General features: G+C 70.6%; 18 protein-coding genes and 1 pseudogene. 12 read left to right on the top strand and 7 right to left on the bottom strand.

The window, feature by feature from the left end:
* The first annotated feature begins 197 nt into the window (after positions 1-197).
* The gene (locus tag J7F03_RS07070; RefSeq protein ID WP_214947790.1) at positions 198-719 is read left to right on the top strand and encodes an EF-hand domain-containing protein; all 522 of its coding nucleotides are present in this window, start codon (positions 198-200) and stop codon (positions 717-719) included.
* A 119-nt stretch (positions 720-838) separates the two neighbouring features.
* Here the strand turns inward: J7F03_RS07070 and J7F03_RS42610 are convergent.
* The 3 genes and pseudogenes from J7F03_RS42610 to J7F03_RS07055 form a co-directional block, all read right to left on the bottom strand.
* Positions 839-1,934, bottom strand: a pseudogene (locus J7F03_RS42610) (DUF6879 family protein).
* A 362-nt stretch (positions 1,935-2,296) separates the two neighbouring features.
* A complete protein-coding gene (locus tag J7F03_RS07060) occupies positions 2,297-3,226 on the bottom strand; it encodes a helix-turn-helix domain-containing protein (protein WP_214947789.1) in 930 nt (309 codons plus the stop codon).
* Between the two features lie 175 nt (positions 3,227-3,401).
* Positions 3,402-4,745, bottom strand: a complete 1,344-nt coding sequence (locus tag J7F03_RS07055) for a hypothetical protein (protein WP_214947788.1) — start codon at positions 4,743-4,745, stop codon at positions 3,402-3,404.
* Between the two features lie 145 nt (positions 4,746-4,890).
* On the opposite strand from J7F03_RS07055, the gene J7F03_RS07050 reads away from it, so the two are divergent.
* A complete protein-coding gene (locus J7F03_RS07050) occupies positions 4,891-5,373 on the top strand; it encodes a hypothetical protein (protein WP_214947787.1) in 483 nt (160 codons plus the stop codon).
* A 69-nt stretch (positions 5,374-5,442) separates the two neighbouring features.
* The gene (locus J7F03_RS07045; protein ID WP_214947786.1) at positions 5,443-5,862 is read left to right on the top strand and encodes an ATP-binding protein; all 420 of its coding nucleotides are present in this window, start codon (positions 5,443-5,445) and stop codon (positions 5,860-5,862) included.
* Positions 5,863-6,189: 327 nt separating this feature from the next.
* Here J7F03_RS07045 and J7F03_RS07040 read toward each other — a convergent pair whose 3' ends face one another.
* Positions 6,190-6,774 (bottom strand): RICIN domain-containing protein, encoded by a 585-nt coding sequence (locus tag J7F03_RS07040; protein ID WP_214947785.1) that lies wholly within the window; start codon positions 6,772-6,774, stop codon positions 6,190-6,192.
* A 393-nt stretch (positions 6,775-7,167) separates the two neighbouring features.
* Here J7F03_RS07040 and J7F03_RS42285 point away from each other — a divergent pair, with 393 nt between their 5' ends.
* Both J7F03_RS42285 and J7F03_RS42280 read left to right on the top strand, forming a co-directional pair.
* The gene (locus J7F03_RS42285; protein ID WP_214947784.1) at positions 7,168-8,394 is read left to right on the top strand and encodes a sensor histidine kinase; all 1,227 of its coding nucleotides are present in this window, start codon (positions 7,168-7,170) and stop codon (positions 8,392-8,394) included.
* Complete coding sequence (locus tag J7F03_RS42280; protein ID WP_214947783.1) at positions 8,382-9,032, top strand: response regulator transcription factor; 651 nt, start codon at positions 8,382-8,384, stop codon at positions 9,030-9,032. Before J7F03_RS42285 ends, J7F03_RS42280 begins: the two co-directional genes overlap by 13 nt.
* A 15-nt stretch (positions 9,033-9,047) precedes the next feature.
* Here J7F03_RS42280 and J7F03_RS07025 read toward each other — a convergent pair whose 3' ends face one another.
* Positions 9,048-10,598, bottom strand: a complete 1,551-nt coding sequence (locus J7F03_RS07025) for an AMP-binding protein (protein ID WP_214947782.1) — start codon at positions 10,596-10,598, stop codon at positions 9,048-9,050.
* 184 nt (positions 10,599-10,782) lie between these two features.
* Here J7F03_RS07025 and J7F03_RS07020 point away from each other — a divergent pair, with 184 nt between their 5' ends.
* From J7F03_RS07020 to J7F03_RS06995, 6 genes are all read left to right on the top strand, one after another.
* Entirely contained in the window at positions 10,783-11,991 is a 1,209-nt protein-coding gene (locus J7F03_RS07020; protein WP_214947781.1) for an amidohydrolase family protein, read from the top strand.
* A 5-nt stretch (positions 11,992-11,996) separates the two neighbouring features.
* Entirely contained in the window at positions 11,997-13,160 is a 1,164-nt protein-coding gene (locus tag J7F03_RS07015; protein WP_214947780.1) for an acyl-CoA dehydrogenase, read from the top strand.
* A 7-nt stretch (positions 13,161-13,167) separates the two neighbouring features.
* Complete coding sequence (locus tag J7F03_RS07010) at positions 13,168-14,112, top strand: acyl-CoA dehydrogenase family protein (protein ID WP_214947779.1); 945 nt, start codon at positions 13,168-13,170, stop codon at positions 14,110-14,112.
* Between the two features lie 412 nt (positions 14,113-14,524).
* Positions 14,525-15,010, top strand: coding sequence for an ATP-binding protein (locus J7F03_RS07005; RefSeq protein ID WP_308379189.1), 486 nt, complete (start codon positions 14,525-14,527; stop codon positions 15,008-15,010).
* 321 nt (positions 15,011-15,331) lie between these two features.
* The gene (locus J7F03_RS07000) at positions 15,332-15,580 is read left to right on the top strand and encodes a hypothetical protein (RefSeq protein WP_214947778.1); all 249 of its coding nucleotides are present in this window, start codon (positions 15,332-15,334) and stop codon (positions 15,578-15,580) included.
* A gap of 72 nt (positions 15,581-15,652) precedes the next feature.
* Complete coding sequence (locus J7F03_RS06995) at positions 15,653-16,006, top strand: hypothetical protein (protein WP_214947777.1); 354 nt, start codon at positions 15,653-15,655, stop codon at positions 16,004-16,006.
* Between the two features lie 98 nt (positions 16,007-16,104).
* Here J7F03_RS06995 and J7F03_RS06990 read toward each other — a convergent pair whose 3' ends face one another.
* A complete protein-coding gene (locus tag J7F03_RS06990; protein WP_214947776.1) occupies positions 16,105-16,686 on the bottom strand; it encodes an HD family hydrolase in 582 nt (193 codons plus the stop codon).
* Between the two features lie 18 nt (positions 16,687-16,704).
* Complete coding sequence (locus J7F03_RS06985) at positions 16,705-17,784, bottom strand: DNA-binding transcriptional regulator (RefSeq protein WP_214947775.1); 1,080 nt, start codon at positions 17,782-17,784, stop codon at positions 16,705-16,707.
* A gap of 201 nt (positions 17,785-17,985) precedes the next feature.
* On the opposite strand from J7F03_RS06985, the gene J7F03_RS06980 reads away from it, so the two are divergent.
* The gene (locus J7F03_RS06980; protein WP_214947774.1) at positions 17,986-18,144 is read left to right on the top strand and encodes a hypothetical protein; all 159 of its coding nucleotides are present in this window, start codon (positions 17,986-17,988) and stop codon (positions 18,142-18,144) included.
* Positions 18,145-18,302: the final 158 nt, after the last annotated feature.

The raw sequence follows: 18,302 nt of genomic DNA, 5'->3' as shown, positions 1-18,302 counted from the left end.
GGCGTAGCGCACTGTGAACCGGGAGGCGGGGCATGACACATGGGTACAGGCGTACGCGCCCCGCCGCGCTCCTCGTGCGCTGGTTCGATGCGGCCACCTGCTTGCCCGCTTCGCTTAACGCGCAGGCCACATAGGCCTTACGCTCCGCCTTGTCTTGAACTGAACACCACCGCACACGTGAAGGCGGAACGCCGAATATGGACAGCGCAGAATACGAGCGCAAGATCGCCGCCCGATTCGCCACCTTCGACCAGGACGGGAACGGCTATATCGACCGGGAGGACTTCAGCGCGGCCGCCAAGGCGGTACTGGCCGAATTCGCCGTGGCGGCCCGCTCCGACCGTGGTCAGGCCGTCTTCGCGGGCGCGGAGGCCTTCTGGCAGGGCATGGCCGGGATCGCGGACGTGGACGGGGACCAGCGCGTGTCCCGCGAGGAGTTCATCACCGGTGCGGCGAAGCGGCTGCGCGACAGCCCGCAGCGGTTCGCGGAGATCGCCCGCCCGTTCCTGCGGGCGGTGATCGCGGTGGCGGACGACGGCGACGCCGGCGGCCCGACCCCGGAGGCGACGGCGCGCGTGCTGCGCGTCCTCGGCACCCCGGAGGAACTGGCCGGCCCGGTGGCCGCCGCCCTGGACGCGGACGGCGACGGCCACATCTCGGAGGACGAGATCCTGGCGGCCTTCGCGGGCTACTGCGGCGTGGCGGCCCCGGACGCGTAACGCCGCCGGCGCGGGCCCCCGTACGACGCCCCGGACGGGGGCGTACGAAGCTTCGTACGCCCCCAACCCGTGTCGGTGTGGGGGCTGCGAAGCGTGAAATCGGTCCTGGCTCAGAACCTTCAGAACGTGAGGCCCCGGCGGGCGCGGCTGATGAGCTGCTGTGCCTGGGGGCCGAAGACGGCCGACCCATGCAGGGTGGCCCACACCCGCCGGTACGTGTCGACGGTGTCCGTGTCGTCGAGCCACATCTCCGCGTGCCAGGTCTCCACGATCACCTGACGGTCGTCGTAGATCCAGAATCCACCGGCTGGGGGAAGCTTCAGACACGCGAACAGATCCGGGCATGGAGCACGCCTTCCCACAGGACGATGCGGTAGGTCCGGGTCGAGTCGTACAACCCTTCCTGCCGCCTCGCGCGGGCCCGCACGGCCTCCTCGATGTCGCGTAGCGGATGTGGGACTCCAGGCCGTGCAGCCGGCCGAGCAGTTCATTCGCCGCCTCCGGCTGCTCGGTTCCTGCGGCCCACGCCGCCAGATCTCCGGCCGTGGCGGTCTGGCGGCCGTTCTCCAGCTTGCTGACCTTCGACTGGGTCCAGCCCAGACGCACGGCCAGCTCCGTACCGGTGAGCCGGCCGCCGGGGCAGGTGTCCTCGACTGGCAGTCGGAGGCGGTCCGCGTCCGCGCGCCACAGGTTCCGGATGTCTTCTCCGAGCGCGGCGTTCTTCCGTGAGTGCGACAGGAGGTACTTCTGACCCGTGGTCGGCGGACTGTCGACGATTCGCACGCGGCCTACGGTCGCCCCGCCATCCGTCTTCGCCCGCATGGTCACCGCCCAACCAGTTCCCATGTCCCAGGCCGGAACCTCTCCCCGCAGGAACTCGGCGTACGTCTCGGTGGCTTCGTCGGACGCGTAGCGGCCACGGGTCTCCAGCCGCCAGGCGGTGTGCTCGAAGATCTCGAAGAGCCGGCCGAAGGCGTCCAGACCGATGACGCGTGGCACTCGCGTTGCCTCCTGCGGCCCGAAGTCGACCAGTAGCTCGCGTGGCACGACGATCGCCACCTCTTCGGGAGAAATGTGGCGGAGCTGCGTGACGTCGGCCGGATCCGTGAGAGGTGGACCGTGGACGACGATGTCTCCAGTGCCCAGGTCTTCGTGCACGGCAGGGCAACCGCCCTCACCGCTGCCAGTGCCGTTGAAGCGCAACCTACGTGCCATCGTGAGCCACCGCTCGTGCGGGGGAAAGTGTGCCCCGGCAAGGCTCTACGGGCCTGAGGTGGAATGTCGAGGCGTAGCCGGGCGGCTCGGGCGAATAACAGCGAATATTCCCCACAGTGCTCAACTCTCTCTTTCTGCCGTGCTGTTCAAGCCTGAGCTTCGAGAGGATGGCGGCACAGTGGCACGTCGGCACGAAGCACTGCGGGGTGGCGGGGGAGGCCCCGTGCTCTATCGCCACGCCGAGGAGTGCCCTGGCCACACCACGGCCGTCGGGATCGCCGATGCCCTCAAGGGGTCTACAGGGCCCACCTGATGGGGGCGGTTCGCATGGTGAATCCAGAATCGGCGAGCGGCGCCTCGCGTCATGCGAGGGCCGGCATGCCGCGGAGGGCGCGGCGGGCGATGTCGGCCAGGGTGGCGACCTCGGCGGGGGTGGGCAGGGCCGTACTGGGGGCCGTACGGGGGCCCGCGCAGCTGCGGCAGGGGGTGTCCGGGGTGGGCAGCGGGTCGTGGCAGAAGCCGCATTCGGCGGGTGGCGCGGCGGGCGCGGCGGGGTCCTTGCGGATCCGTGGTGCGGGGAGCTTGCGGCCGAGGCGGTCGGCGAGCAGGGCGCGGGCGGAGTAGACGAAGCGCGGCAGGCCGTCGGTGAGCAAGGAGCGGGCTTCCAGCTCGGACACCCCGTGCGCGAGCCACTGTTCGGCGAGCGGGGCGAGGACGAGGGTCTCGTTGACGCTGAGGGCGAGCCGCGGTTCGTACGTCGCGAGGCGGGCCAGGAGTGAGGCCCCTCGGCCGGAGGCCGCCGTCAGCTTGACGGGTTCGGGGAGGGAGGGTTCTTCCCCCGTAGTTTTTGTCCCCAGGGGGGACGCTCCCGTCTCTCCGTCCTCCCTCTCACCGGTTCCCGGGTCCTGGTCCGGGTCGCTCTCAGGGGTGAGAGCCGGATCGTTTCCCGGCGCGGGGTGCGGGGCCGCCTGGTCCGGGTGCGGCCATGCCTCCGACTGAGGGGTGTCGGAGACGAAGGTCTCCGTGCGGACGTGTCCGGTCTCCGGGTCGCGCACCGTCCGCCGCAGGTAGTACCCGTACCGGACCAGCTCGTCGACGGCCTTGGCCACTCCGCGCCGGCCGACTCCGGGGTGCTTGTCGGCGAGGGTACGGACGTCCTCGCGGGAGCCGTCGGGGAGGGAGAGGAGGTATCCGAGGATGCCCCGGGCGGTGAAGCTGAGGCGCCGGTCCCGGAGGACTTCGTTGCCGAGGACGGTGAAGGCACGCTTGCGCGGGCTAATGTGGATGCGCACGGAAGAGTCGCTTTCTTCGGTGTCGGGCCCCGGGGCGTTGGCGCGCCGCCGGGGTCACCTGTCTGTGTTCAGTTCGTGTTGAGCCGGGACGATAGCGCACCCTTTCCGGCATATACCAGCCGTGGCCAGCGATGTGAACTATGCGTAGCCGCGCCGGAGTTCACCCTGTGAGGGTCTATCCCTTGAGCGCACCCACGGTTCGCGCGCGGTTGCTCAGCTCGCGCACCGCGCGGACGGTCGCATGCGGCTTGAGGCGGAGCGTCATCACCTCGAAGTGTTCGTCCCCCCTGGCCGAGGACAGGCCCTCGTACTCGTCGAGGAACCGGCCCCAGGACTCGCAGGCGGCCTCCACGTGCCCGATCGTGAGCTGCCGCTGGGCCAGCAGGCCGTACGCGTGGAGACGCCCCTGCCTCTCGTGCGCGGGCTGCACCCGGATGGACTCCTTGAGGGTTCGGACGGAGCCCGGGACGTCCTTCGTCTCGTTCAGGACGTGCGCGACGTGGAAGAGGTAGGCGGTCCGGTCGTAGCCCCCGATCGATTCGCGCCGGTCGTCTGCCTGCCCGAGCGCGTCCTCGGCCTCCCTGAGCCGGGCGAATGCCTGCCGCTTGTCTCCGACCATGGCGGCCCCGTGGGCCTGTTGGCCCCGTAGGAACGCCATCAGTCTTGGTCCGGCCACGGGGGCGGCTTCGGCGGCCGAGTCGGCGAGCTCCAGCGCCCGTCGGCCGTAGCCGAGATTGGAGGCCTGGAGACTCATCCCGCGCAGTGTCCGGCAGCAGGTGACGTGGTCCTCCGCCTCGCCGGCCAGCTTGAGGGCACTCACGTAGTAGTCCTGGCCGAGGCGGTGCTGACGTTCGTACATGGCCATCCACCCGGTGAGGTAGACAAAGTCGGAGGCTGCGGCGAGCATGCTGCGCCGTACTGGGGCGGAGGCCTCCGCCTTCAACCACGGACCCACCGTGTTGACGAGGAACGCGGCGGCCATCGGGCGTGCGTGACCTGCGCCGAGCTCGTCGAGGATGTCGGCGATCCGGTCCGTCATCGACCTCACGGCATCCACCTGGCCCTGGCCGACTCGCGTCGTAGCCTTCCCTGGCCTGATCGGGTCGGGGCTGTCGGCTCGTGCGAGCTCGGGGAACAGGGGGATGGTGAGCGCTGCGGAGAAGACGCCTGCCGCGATGACGCGGCGGCGGGATGGATCCATGTCGGCCCTTCCGAGGTCTACGAGGTCCCGGACAGTGTCCGCTTCCCCCCTCCCCGACGGTGCCGTGAGACCGGCTTCGGCGTAGGTGACCGGTCGGCCGAGTTTCCGCTCGAAGGCTTCGATGATCAGCCCCCTGACCTGTGCGCGGGGCTGATGGCCTGCGATCCACTGAGATACGGCCGGCTGACCGTACTTGAGCCCGATCCCTGCCTCCGCGCCGAGCCGGTTGATGATCGAGGCGAACTGCTGTCGCGACCATCTGGCCTGTTCAAGCAGCACGGGAAGGCCGGTGTTAGGTGTGCGTGAGTGTTGCGCCATGTGCAGCTCCCGACCGGTGCATGGCTTGCATACTTCTCCGACCGTTCAACGGTACTCGCGGACAGGGGTCGTGGGGTTACCTCTTCATACCCAGTGGTGGCCGAGCGGGAGTTGTCCGCTCGCTGACGACGGTAGGGAGCGGTTGATGACCGACGACGGTGAACGGCACGAATACATGGCTACGGGCGGCGGCGTATGCGGCAGCCTCGGCGAGGCGCTGCTTCAGATGGCCGCGGCGATGGAAGCCGGGATAGAGGAGGCCGCCGAGACGGACATCGTCGAGGTCCTCACCACCGAGCCCGAGACCATGAAGCTTGCCGAGCTGACCTCGCGCCTGGTCACACACTGCAAGTGCCTCGCCGTCGGCCTCGGCGAAATCGCACTGGCGGAGCGCTCCTCGCGCGCGCTCGGCGCACTGCGGGACTGGGAGGACGTAGCGTCCGCCGACCCAGAGCAGGAAACTTGCTACGACGCCACCACCGACCTTGGGTATGCGCGCATGCTGGCCCTGATCGCCCGCAACCTGTTGACCGCGCTACGGGAACACCGGGCAGCCCAGCCCGCGTCAGGGGCCTTCGTCGGCCGTGTGGGCCTGCCTCCGATCACGCCGAGTCAGGCCGGCCGGTGAGCGAGGGGCCTCCGGCCCCGGGCGACGGTGACCCTGCCCGCCCCCTGGAAACCGAGACGCGAGGTCCTCATGCCTGATGCGCAGCAGAAATACTTCGCCCCCCGGCCCCAATCAGTGAAAGACGCCCGCGACTTCGCCGCCTCCATCGTGACGTCCTGGGGCCTGGACGACACCGATATTCGGCTCTGTGTCTCGGAACTCGCGACGAACGCACTCCTCCACGGCAGCGACACCGCTCACGGCTTCCTGGTCCGGCTGGAGGCCGACGATCGCCTCGTGCGGCTTGAGGTCCACGACATCCGTGAGGAGTGCACGCAGCAGCTCAAGTCCGCCCAGCCTGCCGCCACCGACCTCAGGGGCCGGGGCCTGCTGATCGTCGAGACCCTCGCGGCCGACTGGGGGGTCGAGCGCCGCAGGCCCCGGGGCAAGGTCGTCTGGACCCATTTCAAGCCCACGCCCAAGGCCACATGTCAGGCCGCGCCGTGCTGACACGGCCTTCCCGGCCCCTCGCCCCGGATGGCGCCAGGTCGCCCAGGTCTTCCTCGCCCACCCACCCGGCCGACCCAGTTCACCCCGGACGAGCCGCCCGCGTCGTTCACAGCACTAGTCACCCACCTGCTGCCCGAGCGGCCTGCACCATCCGCCCAGCGATGGGAGACCACCATGGACGGCACCATCGTCCGGTACGGCGACTGGTGGGAGGAGGGCGCGTGCGGTGCCGGGGAGCGCGCGGGCTGTGGGCGGAGGTGACGGAGGCCGTCGTAGGGCATGCCCTACGACGGCCTCCGGACTGCGGTGGAGCGAGCTCTCGCGGAGCTAGAAGCCGATCCGGGAGAAGTCGTAGTACCTGTCGAAGCGCGGCACCCAGATGGTGGGCCAGGGCGTACCGCTGATGCCGCAGTCGCCGAACACCACGGGCGAGCGGCGGCCGGTGTCGGTCAGGCACAGCCTGGTTCCCACCTCCTGGATCTCCCAGTGGTCGCCCTTCTCACCGCCCTGGAAGATCCACGTGAAGGTGGCGCAGCCCCAGCCGTTGGCCTGGATGAGGGAAACGCCCTTGTTGACGACGCCGCCCTGCGCGCCGAGACAGAACGCGCCGCCAAAGGTGCCGATCGCGAAGTTGCCGTTGCCCAGGCTGTGGAAGGTGAAGCGTTGGTGCAGCGCCCCCTTGCAGTCGTACCTCTGGATGATGGCACCGGGACTGGTGGACCCGCCACGGATGTCGAGGCACTGCCAGCTGTATCCGGCCCGTATCTCGTAGATGGGCGCGTTGTACGGGGTGGTGCTGTAGCGGATCGTCGGGTTCTCCGCGGCCTGCGCGGACGACGGCAGCAGCATGACGAACATCGCCGCGAGAGCTGCTACGGCCGCACTGCCGAACCGGCGAAATTTTTGCGCCACGTTCTCTCCTGACTGGAAACAACTGACTGAGGACGAGCTTGACGCCGGAGAAGCTAGCGATATCCACTGGGCTTCCGGTACCCACCCTTTCAGGGGGGTGGGCAACTGCTGCTGTTCGAGTGGGCAGGAGTGCGCGCAAGAGCTCACGTGTGTGTCCTCGGTTGTGGTGCCGGAGCACGCCCTGGGTGGGTTGTCGGTGTCGGCCGGTAGGTTCGGGGCGTGGATCGCGGAGGGGCGAGCGGTGCGAGAGGGCACGAAGCGGCGATTACCGCCCCGTGACGAACAGAGCGATCGTCGTGGTCATCGGACCGACAGGACACCCGAAACCGTTCGGGACGTCCGCGGCGCGCAGGAATGGGTCCAAGACTCACTCCTGCTCACGGAGTAGGACCGGTGAGCTCGGGGCTGCAGCGTGCCCAGCGGTTCATGATGCTGGCGACCGGCTTGTACCGGGCCAGCCACCTGATGGCGGGCTTCGTGGCCGTGCTGCGCAAGGCACCGAACGAGGTCGTCCCCTGGGCGGTGTTCGGCGGGGTCCTCGCGTCCAGCGTGTGGCTGTACGGGAACGCGTACGCGCGGGGCTGGTTCGACCGGCGCTGGGTGTGGGCCGACGTACTGGTGACCGGGTGCGCGGTGCCGCTGCTGGTGGGACTGGCGAGCGGCGGGGTGGCGGGCGGCGGCTGGGTGCCCGGGGGAGCCGGAGTGGCCGTGTACGGCTGGCTGTTCCTGCTGGGCGGGTCGGTGAGTGCGGTGGCGGGAGTCGGTCTGGCGCGGGCGCCGGCCGTGGCGGCCGTACTGCTCCTGCTCGGCACCACGCTGGCCGCGTACCTGTGGGTGATAGGGCCGGAGGCGGCTCCCGGATCCGCCCTCGTCGGGCACCTCAACTCGGTGGTCTCCTCGGCCGTGATGGCGAAGGTCTTCTGGTGGTACCTGCACCGCCAGGGCACCCAGTTGGACGAGGCCAACGAGCGGGCGCTGACCGCCGAGGCCGCACGGGCCCGGCAGGCCGAGCGGATCGCGCACCATCGGGCCCTGCACGACACCGTGCTGGCCACGCTGACCACCATCGCCGTCGGCCGGGTGGACGCCAACGCGCCCGGGGTGCGGGAGCGGTGCGCCCGCGAGGCGGCGTACCTCAGGCGGCTGATCCAGCGCGAGGACGACCCGGAGGGCACTGGGGCGGAGGCCGCGGAGGTGGCGGTCGGGACCGTGCTGGAGGAGGCGGTGCACTCGGCCGAGTGCCTGGGCCTGAAGGTCACCGCCCAGTACCACGAACTGCCGTCGGTGCCCCGGCCCGTGGCCATCGCCCTCGCGGCCGCCGTGTCCGAGGCGCTGAACAACGTACGGTGCCACGCCGGGACCGGACAGGCCTTCCTGACGGTCGTCGGGGCGGCCGAGGGCGTGTCCGTCACGGTGGTGGACAGGGGTGTCGGCTTCGATCCGACGGCCCCCGGGAGCGGGAGCGGGAGCGGGACCGGAACCCGGACGGGGACCGGGACGGGGAGGGGGACCGGCCTGCGGCGCTCCATCCACGCCCGGCTGGCCGAGATAGGCGGGCGGTCCGAGGTCGACAGCGCCCCGGGAGAGGGCACCAGCGTGGAGCTGCGGTGGCCGGCGTGATCACCGTGGCCGTGGTCGACGACGACCGGATGCTGCGCGAGGGGCTGCGCTCCTGGCTGACCGGGGCGGAGCGGTTACGGCTGCTGGCCTCGGTGGAGACGGTGGACGCGCTGCTCGCGGTGGGCGGCCGGCCCCCTGACGTGGTGCTGCTCGACCTGGTGCTGCGCGACGGCTCCGTCCCCGAGGAGAACGTCCGGCGGGTGTGCGCGGCGGGCAGCCGGGTCGTGGTCATCAGTACGGTCGCGGACCGGGCCCGGATCGTCGGGACGGTGGCGGCCGGAGCGGACGGCTACCTCACCAAGGACCACTCGCTGGAGACGCTGGTGGGGGCCGTGGAGGCGGTGGCCGGGGGCGGTACGGCGCACTCCGCCGAGCTGGCCTTCGCCTGGGCGCACGACACCGGCCCGGCCCGGCCGCGGCTGGCGCCGCGGGAGCTCCAGGTTCTGCTCGACTACGCCTCCGGGCTCACGCTGAAGGCCACCGCGCGACGGGCGGGTGTCAGCCCGAACACCGCCAAGTACTACCTGGACCGGGTCAAGGAGAAGTACCAGCGGGCGGGCCGTCCGACGTACACGAAGATCGACATGGCGCTGCGGGTGAGGGAGGACGGGCTCGATCCGCACGCCGTGGACCCGTAGGGCTCCGGGGGTGAACTACGCGTAGCGCTCGCGGAGTTTGTACTTCAGGACCTTGCGCAGGGCGTCGTTGCGGGGGAGGTCGTCCACCAACTCCAGTTGTTCCGGGAGCTTGTGGGTGGACAGGCCCTGCGCGCGCAGGTACGCCGTCACCTCGGGCAGGGTCAGGGGGTCCGCGCCCGGGGGCTGTTCGACGACCGCGCAGACGCGTTCGCCGCGCTCGGGGTCGGGGAGGCCGATGACCGCCACGTCGGCCACCGCCGGGAGCCGGTGGAGCAGGTCCTCGATCTCCTTCGCCGAGATGTTCTCGCCCTTGCGGATGATGACGTCCTTGCTGCGGCCCGTCAGGACGAGGTAGCCGTCCGGGGTGAGGTGGCCGAGGTCGCCCGTGACCAGGTAGCCGTCGGCGTCGAAGACCCCCGTGGTCTCGTCCCGGTTCAGGTAGCCCTGGCAGACCGCCTCGCCGCGCAGGCGGACCTCCCCGTCCGTGTTCGGGGGAAGGGCCACCCCTTCCGGCGTCGTGATGCGGATCGACATGCCGGCCGGGGGGCGGCCCTCGGTGGTGGCCAGGTTCTGCGCCGTGTCGTCCGGGGCGCCCATCGTGATCATCGGGACCTCGGTCATGCCGTAGCCGTGGGTGAGCTGGCAGCCCAGCTCGCGGACGACCGCGTGGTAGATCTCCGGGGGCTTGGGGGCGCCGCCGCCCGCCAGCAGGCGCAGGGTCGGGATGAGCTTGGTGCCCGGGTCCTTGCGCTGCTCCGTGAGGAACATCGAGTAGAAGGCCGTGGAGCCGCCGGCCACCGTGACCCCGTGCCGGCGGTAGCCGTCCAGGGCGTCGGGCATCGCGAACTTCTCGAAGAGGACGGCGGGGAACCCGTAGAGGAGCAGCATCACCGTGTAGTCGGGTCCGGCGATGTGGGCGAAGGGGAAGGCCATCGAGCCGACGTCGGCCGGTGAGAGGTGCAGGGCGTGGGCGAGGCAGGAGCCGCCCGCGATGAGGGAGCGGTCCGTGTGCAGGACGCCCTTGGGGTCCGAGGTGGTGCCCGAGGTCCAGTAGATCCACCGGACCGAGCCGCCCTCCGCCGGGGGCGGGGGGAGTACGGCCGGGTCCCCGGCGGGGAGGGACGCGTAGGCGTCGAAGACGCCGCGGGCGCCGAGGCGCCGTGCCATCGCGGTGTGGTCGAAGCCGCGCCAGACGCCGGGGACGGCGAAGAACTCCGCTTTGGACTCGCGCAGGGCGAAGCCGACCTCGCGGTCCCGGTAGAAGGGGATGACGGGGGTCTGGACGGCGCCGATGCGGGCGAGGGCGATCGAGAGCAGGACGGTCTCGATGCGGGTGGGGAGCTGCCAGGCGACCACCGTGCCGGGGCGCACGCCCATGTCGTACAGGCCCGCCGCGACCTCTTCGGAGCGGTCCCGCAGCTCTCCGAAGGTCAGCCGGCGGTCGTCGGCGGGGTCGTCGGCCGCCTCGATGAGGACGGTGGCGTCCGGGGTCATGGCGGCCCGGCGGGTGATCAGGTCCCACAGGGTCCGGGACCGGCTGAGTTCGACTGCGGTGCTGTCCGTCATCCCGGACCGACCTCCCCTGGCGACGATACCTGACGGATAGTCAGATCAAGCGCAGAGCGTAGAGCGCGGACGCTTGTCGGTCCAGGGGTGGCGGAGCTAGCTTGGTTCCAGATTTCTGACGCACCATCAGATTCAACGATCCGTCAGATTCGGCGAATCATTCGGCATGCGGCGAGGGGACACCATGGAACTGCCTCGGATCATCAGCGTCGACGACCACGTCATCGAGCCCGCCCACCTTTTCGACGTCTGGCTGCCGGCCAAGTACCGCGACCGCGGACCCAAGGCACTCACGGCCGGCATCGGCGAACTCGCCTACACCGGCGGCAAGTACGTGATCACCATGGACCCCGACGGCCCGCCCACCGACTGGTGGATCTACGAGGACCTGAAGTTCCCGTACAAGCGCAACATCGCCGCCGTCGGCTTCGACCGGGACGAGATGACCCTGGAGGGCATCACCCGCGAGGAGATGCGGCGCGGCTGCTGGGACCCGAAGGCGCGCCTGCTCGACATGGACCTCAACCACGTCGAGGCCTCCCTGTGCTTCCCGACCTTCCCGCGCTTCTGCGGGCAGACCTTCGCCGAGGCGCACGACAAGGAGGTCGCCCTGGCCTGCGTGCGCGCCTACAACGACTGGATGGTCGAGGAGTGGTGCGGCGACAGCGGCGGCCGGCTCATCCCGCTGTGCATCATCCCGCTCTGGGACATCGACCTGGCTGTCGCGGAGATCCGCCGCAACGCCGCGCGCGGGGTGCGGGCGGTGACCTTCTCCGAGATCCCGACCTACCTCGGACTGCCGTCCATCCACTCCGGGTACTGGGACCCCTTCTTCGCCGTCTGCCAGGAGACCGGCACCGTCGTCAACATGCACATCGGCTCCAGCTCGCAGATGCCCGCGGCCTCCCCCGACGCGCCGCCCGCCGTGCAGGCCTCGCTCAGCTTCAACAACGCCATGGCCTCGATGATGGACTTCCTCTTCAGCGGCGTCCTGGTGAAGTTCCCGACGCTGAAACTGGCCTACAGCGAGGGCCAGATGGGCTGGATCCCGTACGCGCTGGAACGCGCCGACGACGTGTGGCAGGAGCACCGCGCCTGGGGCGGGGTCAAGGACCTGATCCCCGAGCCGCCGTCCACGTACTACTACCGGCAGATGTTCTGCTGCTTCTTCCGCGACAAGCACGGCATCGCCTCGCTCGACGTCGTCGGACGCGACAACGCCACCTTCGAGACCGACTACCCGCACGTCGACTCGACCTTCCCGCACACCAAGGAGGTCGCCCTCGACCACGTCAAGGGACTGGACGAGGAGACCGTCTACAAGCTGATGCGCGGCAACGCCATCCGCATGCTCGGCCTCGATTTCGACAAGGACCGGCGGACGGGGCGGTAGACGCGGTGGACCTCACCTACACCGAGGAGGAGCAGGAGTTCCGGGCCCGGCTGCGCGCCTGGCTCGCCGAGGTGCTCCCCCAGCTGCCGCCCAAGCCCTCGCCCGACGACTGGCCCGGCCGGCGCGCCTACGACGCCGGCTGGCAGCGCAGGCTCTACGACGCCGGGTACGCCGGGCTGCACTGGCCGGCCGACGCGGGCGGCCGCGGGGCCACCCCCACGCAGCACCTGATCTACCTGGAGGAGACCGAGCGCGCGGGAGCCCCGTACGTCGGCGCGAACTTCGTCGGGCTGCTGCACGCCGGCCCGACGATCGCCGCCGAGGGCACCGCCGAGCAGCGGGCGCGCTGGCTGCCGCCCGTACTGCGCGGCGACGAGGTGTGGTGCCAGGGCTTCAGCGAGCCGGACGCCGGCTCCGACCTGGCCTCCCTGCGCACCCGCGCCGTCCGCGACGGCGACGAGTACGTGATCACCGGCTCGAAGATCTGGACCTCGCACGCGGAGGTCGCCGACTGGTGCGAGCTGCTGGTGCGCACGGAGCCCGTCAGCGAGGCGGTCCCCAAACACCGGGGGATCTCCTGGCTGGCCATGCCGATGGACGCGCCGGGGGTGACGGTCCGGCCGCTGCGCACGCTCGCCGGGTCCACGGAGTTCGCGGAGATGTTCCTCGACGAGGTACGGGTCCCGGTCGCCAACCGGGTCGGCGCGGAGAACGACGGCTGGCGGGTCACGATGGTGACCCTGTCCTTCGAGCGCGGCACCGCCTTCGTGGGCGAGGTCGTCGCCTGCCGGCGCACCCTGGGCGAGCTGGCGCGCACGGCCAAGGCGAACGGCCGCTGGGACGACCCGGTCCTGCGCCGGCGCCTGGGCCGGCTGTACGGGGAGTTCGGCGCCCTGTGGCGGCTGACGCAGTGGAACGTCAGCGAGTCCGAGCGCTCGGGCGGGGTCCCGGGCATCGGCGGCAGCGTGTTCAAGCTGGCGTACTCGCACGCGCGCCAGGAGCTGTACGACACCGCCGCCGAGGTCCTGGGGGCGCAGTGCCTCTCCCTGGAGGAGGAGTGGACCCTGGACCGGCTCTCGTCGCTCTCGTACACGATCGCGGCGGGCACCTCGCAGATCCAGCAGAACATCGTCGCCGAGCGGATCCTCGGCCTTCCGAAGGGCAGGTGAGCGTTCCGTGGACTTCCACCCGACGCAGGACCAGCGGGACCTGCGGGCAGGCGTACGGGACCTCCTGGAGGGGCGGTACGGGCGCGAGGAGCTGCGGGCCTCGGTGGACTGGGCGGCGCGGACGGGCCGCTCCGTGGACCGGGAGCTGTGGCGTGAGCTCGGCGCGGCCGGGTTCTTCGCGCTGCGGCTCCCGGAGAAGGAGGGCGGGGTCGGGCTCGGCCTGCCCGAGGCTGTCCTCGTCTTCGAGGAGGCCGGGCGGGCGCTCCTGCCGGGGCCGCTGGTCGCCACCCACCTGGCCGCCGGGGTCCTCGCGGGCGCCGCGGAGGGCGAGGCGGTGGTGACGGCCTTCGACCTGGACGGGCCGCTGGTGCCCCACCTCGGCGAGTCGGACGCGGTGCTCGGGCTCCCCGGGGTCCCGGCGGGCGAGCCGGTCCGTTCGGCGGACCCGCTGACACCGCTGGCGCGGGTCCGCGCACAGGGGGACGCGGATGAGGGGTACGCCCAGTGCGCCGCCCACCGCGACGAGGGGGCGCTGCTGACGGCGGCGCTCCAGCTCGGCAGCGCGCTGCGCACGGTGGAGCTGGCGGTGCGGTACGCGGGCGAGCGCGAGCAGTTCGGGCAGCCGATCGGGGGGTTCCAGGCGGTCAAGCACCTGTGCGCGCAGATGCTCGTGCGGGCGGAGGTGGCCCGTACGGCGGTCTACGCGGCCGCGGTGACGGGCGACCCGGGGGAGGTGGCCGGAGCCAAGCTGCTGGCCGACGAGGCGGCCGTGCGCAACGCGCGGGACTGCCTGCAGGTGCACGGCGGGATGGGCTTCACCTGGGAGGCGGACGTACACCTGCACCTGAAGCGGGCGTGGGTGCGGGCGGAGCAGTGGCGCACGGCGGCGGGGGCCCAGGAGGTGCTGGCGGCGGAGCTGCTGTCGGAGGCGCTGTCGTCGGAGGTGCCGTAGTCGGAGGTGCCGTAGTCCGGGGTGCTGTCGTCCGAGGTGGCGGCGTCTGAGGTGGCGGCGTCCGGGGCGGGGCAGCTCGACCGCCCCCTCGCTCGCAGTGACCGAGGGGCACGGGAGGGACGGCGCGGGACGCGTGTCCGATTACAGAGAGTTGATATCGGTTTGTGTCCTTCGCCCGACTCATTGCGGCCCGGTGACGGGGGGCCGCTCCGGTACGCTCCCGGGAATGCGAGCGGTTGAGCGGCGCGAGCGCCGCACAGTATGCACCACGCCTACTCCTTCACGCTGGAATATGCCCGAAGCGCTTGTTGTCGTGACTGTATGTCAACCATGCTGCTCCTCAAGGGGGTCACGCTCGGTGACCCCGTCCTGTCGCGAGGCGAAGTGTCCGCCGGTTCGGATGGTGTGAGCGGTGCAGGGGCTTCAGGTGCAGCTGGAGGTAGGACCGGATCCCGCCGAGGTCGGGCGGGCCCGGCGGTGGGCCCGCTCGCGGCTGGCGGGGTCCGGCATAGGGGATGACGAGCCGCTCGCCGAGACGCTGATCCTGCTGATCTCCGAGCTGGTCACCAACGCCGTCGTGCACACCGGCTGTCCGGCCGTGCTGCGCATGCTGTTCGGGGAGCCGGGGGTCCGGGTCGAGGTCGCCGACGCGAGCGACCGGGCTCCGGCCCGGCGGCGGGCCGCCGGGGACGATACGGGCGGGCGCGGCCTGGAGCTGGTGGACGGGCTGGCGGACCGGTGGGGCTGGCAGCCCGAGGGCGCGGGGAAACGGATCTGGTGCGAGGTGGACCGCGCGGAGAAGGCGGCGTCGGGCCTGGCGGCGGACGGAGTCACGGACGGGCCGGAAAACCATGACCCGATCCATAACCCGAGCCGGGAACCGCACGTGTACCTCTAACGAGGTGTTGACGGTTCGTCAACTAGTGATCACCCTTGTCCTAGCGATTCGTCGCGAGGGGACGCCAAGGGTCCTGCCTTGACGAGTGCGGGTCGCGGGGTGGCGGCTGCCGTGCCGCGCTCGGGGCGTGCATGCGCGCACGCCGCCACCCGCAGAACCGGAGGTCCCGAGGCGCCGCAGACTGTGCCTGCGGAGCAGCCCTGGGCGTGCAGGGCTGTGACCTGGGACTTCTCGACGGCAGCCTCGGTCGGCCGGGCCGGGAAGACGAGTGCGCGCTCTGTCGACTCGGCGAGTCTCCCCGTAGCCGCTTACCGTCGAGGTATGAGCGGGATTGTCGTGGTGTACGAGATGTCGGGTGACGACGAACGGTCCGTCCTGCGTGTGCACGCGGCGCCTGCCGCCCCGGGAATGACCACGGTCCCGGGCCCGAGGACCTTCTGCGGCAAGGACACCTTCGCCATGGAAGCGGCCTCGTGGACGCCGTCCGCAGACCCCGGTTCCCCGTGGTGCGCCCCGGAGGACGAGAGCCGGCGATGCCCCGCCTGCGATGACGCGGTCGGCAGCGGCTGAGCACCACCCCTGAACCAGCTGCTTGCCGGAGATGGCGACGGAGGGGCGGGCGTCACGGAAAAGAGGATCGTGATGAGCAATGAGGTCCTGAGGATCGACAGCCTTCTCTGCGAACGGTCCAGCGTGGATACCGGCGATGAAGTGTTGTTGCGCGTCGACGGAGATCGGGTCTGGCCGGGCGTCGGTGAACGCACGTACGTATTGAAGAGCGGGCAGGAGATCGGGTTGTTGAAGGACGTCCTGTTCCACACGTACGCACACGTGGTCGTCACCCTCTACGACCAGGACGATCTCAGCGCCGACGACGATCTCGGCAGCGTCAGCATCCCCGCCGTCGAGGCGGGCACGGGGCAGCACACCCGGGACATCCTCGGCCCCGATTCGCACTACAAGCTGACCTACCGGGTCGGGAAGATCCAGTTCTGAGGTTCGCGGGTGCGCGGCCGTCCTGGGGGCGGGTCGCTCAGAGGATGGCCACCGGGGCCACCGGGGCCACCGGGGTCTGCGGGGCGCAGCCCTGCCCGCTACTGCCCCAGGAAGGTCTTTCGCCATTCCAGCGGCGACATGGTCAGCGCGGCCTCCGCGAGGGCCTGCGCCGACGCGGTCTTGAGGCTGTTCAAGGACGTGTCGATCCAGTCCTGTACGAGGGTGTAGCCCTGGGCTCGGTACTCCACCGCCTGTACCAGGCACTCCAGCTTGTCCGCGTCCTTCGCCACGATCGCCTCGGGGGTGTCGCCGCTCTCGTACTCGCCCACCACCCGCTTCACCCCGGCCCTGACCGCCGGGTGTGCGGCGGAGACCTGGTCGGCCGTGACGGTCTCGTTCGTGGCCGCGTCGATGTAGCGGCGGCCGATGTGCGGGATGTCCCCGATCCGGGTCTCCTGTGTGTCGTGGAACAGGCACATCAAGGCGACCTTGGCGGGGTCCACCCCCTCCATCATGGCCAGGACGGCGCCGACGATTCCGACGCGGAACGAGTGCTCGGCGATGCTCTCCGGGTTGTTGTTCCCGGTGAACCACCAGCCGGTTCGCTTCGCGTTCTTGAGCACACCCATCTCGAAGAGGAACCCGGCCGTTCCCTGCGCGTTCGCCGTCTCGTCTGCCATGTGGTGACCTCCGGTCTGTCAGGTTCGATCACGAAGAAGGTAATGCACGCTGGCGAGTTCGCGGCGGGATCTTTCGGAGATGCCGCCGCCGTCCAGCAGGCGCTCGGTACGCTCCACCAGGTCCCGGACGAGAAGGCCCGACGCCTGTGGCAGCCATGGGTGGGCCGTCATCAGGGCCCACATGGTGTGGGCGTACAGGTCGACGTACCCAGGGGCGTGGTGCAGGCCGTAGGTCAGCCCGCGCAGCAGCGTGACGGGGTCCCATCCGGTCAGCCGCCGGTCCCGCATGAACCGGTCATCGGACTGCGGCAGAGGGGTCCCACCCAACCAGTACGCCCAGTAATTCAGGTTGGCGGCCTCGCCCGTGTCGTCGTCAACCATCGCCCGCTCGATGAAGTCCAGCAACGGCACGGGGTCGCCGAGCCGTGCGAGGGCAGTAGCCGTCGAACGCGCCTCGGCCCATTGTGGTGTCCACCCCCGCCGGGCGAGCAGGCCCCGCCGGGTGTGCAGGGCTTGCGCCGTCCACGCCACGGCTTCCGGGTTCTTGTCGTACGAGGTCAGATACAGCGCCTGCCGGTGCAGGAGCACACCCTGAGTGTCGTTCCGAGGTGCCGCTTCCGCCGTGGTCCGCAGCTGTTCGAAGAACATCGCGCGGTCCTGTGCAGGCAGGAGCGGAGACGCTGCTGCTGGGCCCCTCCTGCGCGGGGAGGGGAACCCGGCAAGGGACGGCGGCCGAGTCCCCGTAAGTGCCCAGGCAAGCATGTGGGCGGTGTCCCGGGTGTGCACCCACTCGGCCAGTGGGTGCACACCTTCGGTACAGGTGAGGGTGGCACCGATGATCCGGTCCGCGTCCATCGCAGCGTCGAGTAGGGCGACGATCGCCGCGTCCGCGCCGAGGCTGGCCAACCGCCGCCGCAGACCGAGCAGATCCACCGCCTTCATGTTCGCGACCGGACGCCGACCCGACTCCCAGCCCTGCACCGTGGCCAGGTCCACCCCGAGCGCCTCGGCCATCGCCACCTGCGTATGCGGGACCGACTCCCGTGCCGTACGCAGCACAAACCCTGTGATCGTGCCGGTGGTTGGTCGCGTAGTCATTGAGCGCTCCCCGGTGCGGCCTCTTACGTAACCCGTACCCGCAGTCAGTCCTACCGCACTCAGCGCGACCGTAGGTTCGTCACACGGAATCAACCGACCCGTACGTGGGACCAGTGTTGACGTCACTCCCCCGTACCAGCTGGCCGCAGCCGCCCCAGGTCCCCTGCGGCCAGCTGCTCCCTTCAGCCCTAGGAGTTCGCCATGACCGAGCCACTGCCTTGCCGCCGTCCGCTGGCCCGTCAGCTCCAGGACCAGCCCGCGTATGGCAGCTTGAGCCCGCGCCTGCGGGAGGTCGCCGAAGAGGGGTGGGAGAAGTTCCTGGAGGGACTGGACGACGGCGCCCGGCAGCCTGACCGGTGAGCCCGCTAGGCGGATGGCACCAGCGGCTGGCGGTCCTTGTCTACGTCGGACTCGTCAGCGCGCTGGTCGTCACGCTCGCCCTGGCCGGCGCGTCCAGCTGATCCCCCACGGGCTCCCCGCCCCCGGACGTGCAGAACCACTCCGGCGGCGGGGTTTCC

The sequence above is a fragment of the Streptomyces sp. ISL-43 genome, from assembly GCF_018614195.1.
Classification (GTDB): domain Bacteria; phylum Actinomycetota; class Actinomycetes; order Streptomycetales; family Streptomycetaceae; genus Streptomyces.
This window is presented reverse-complemented; position numbering and strand designations above follow the sequence as displayed.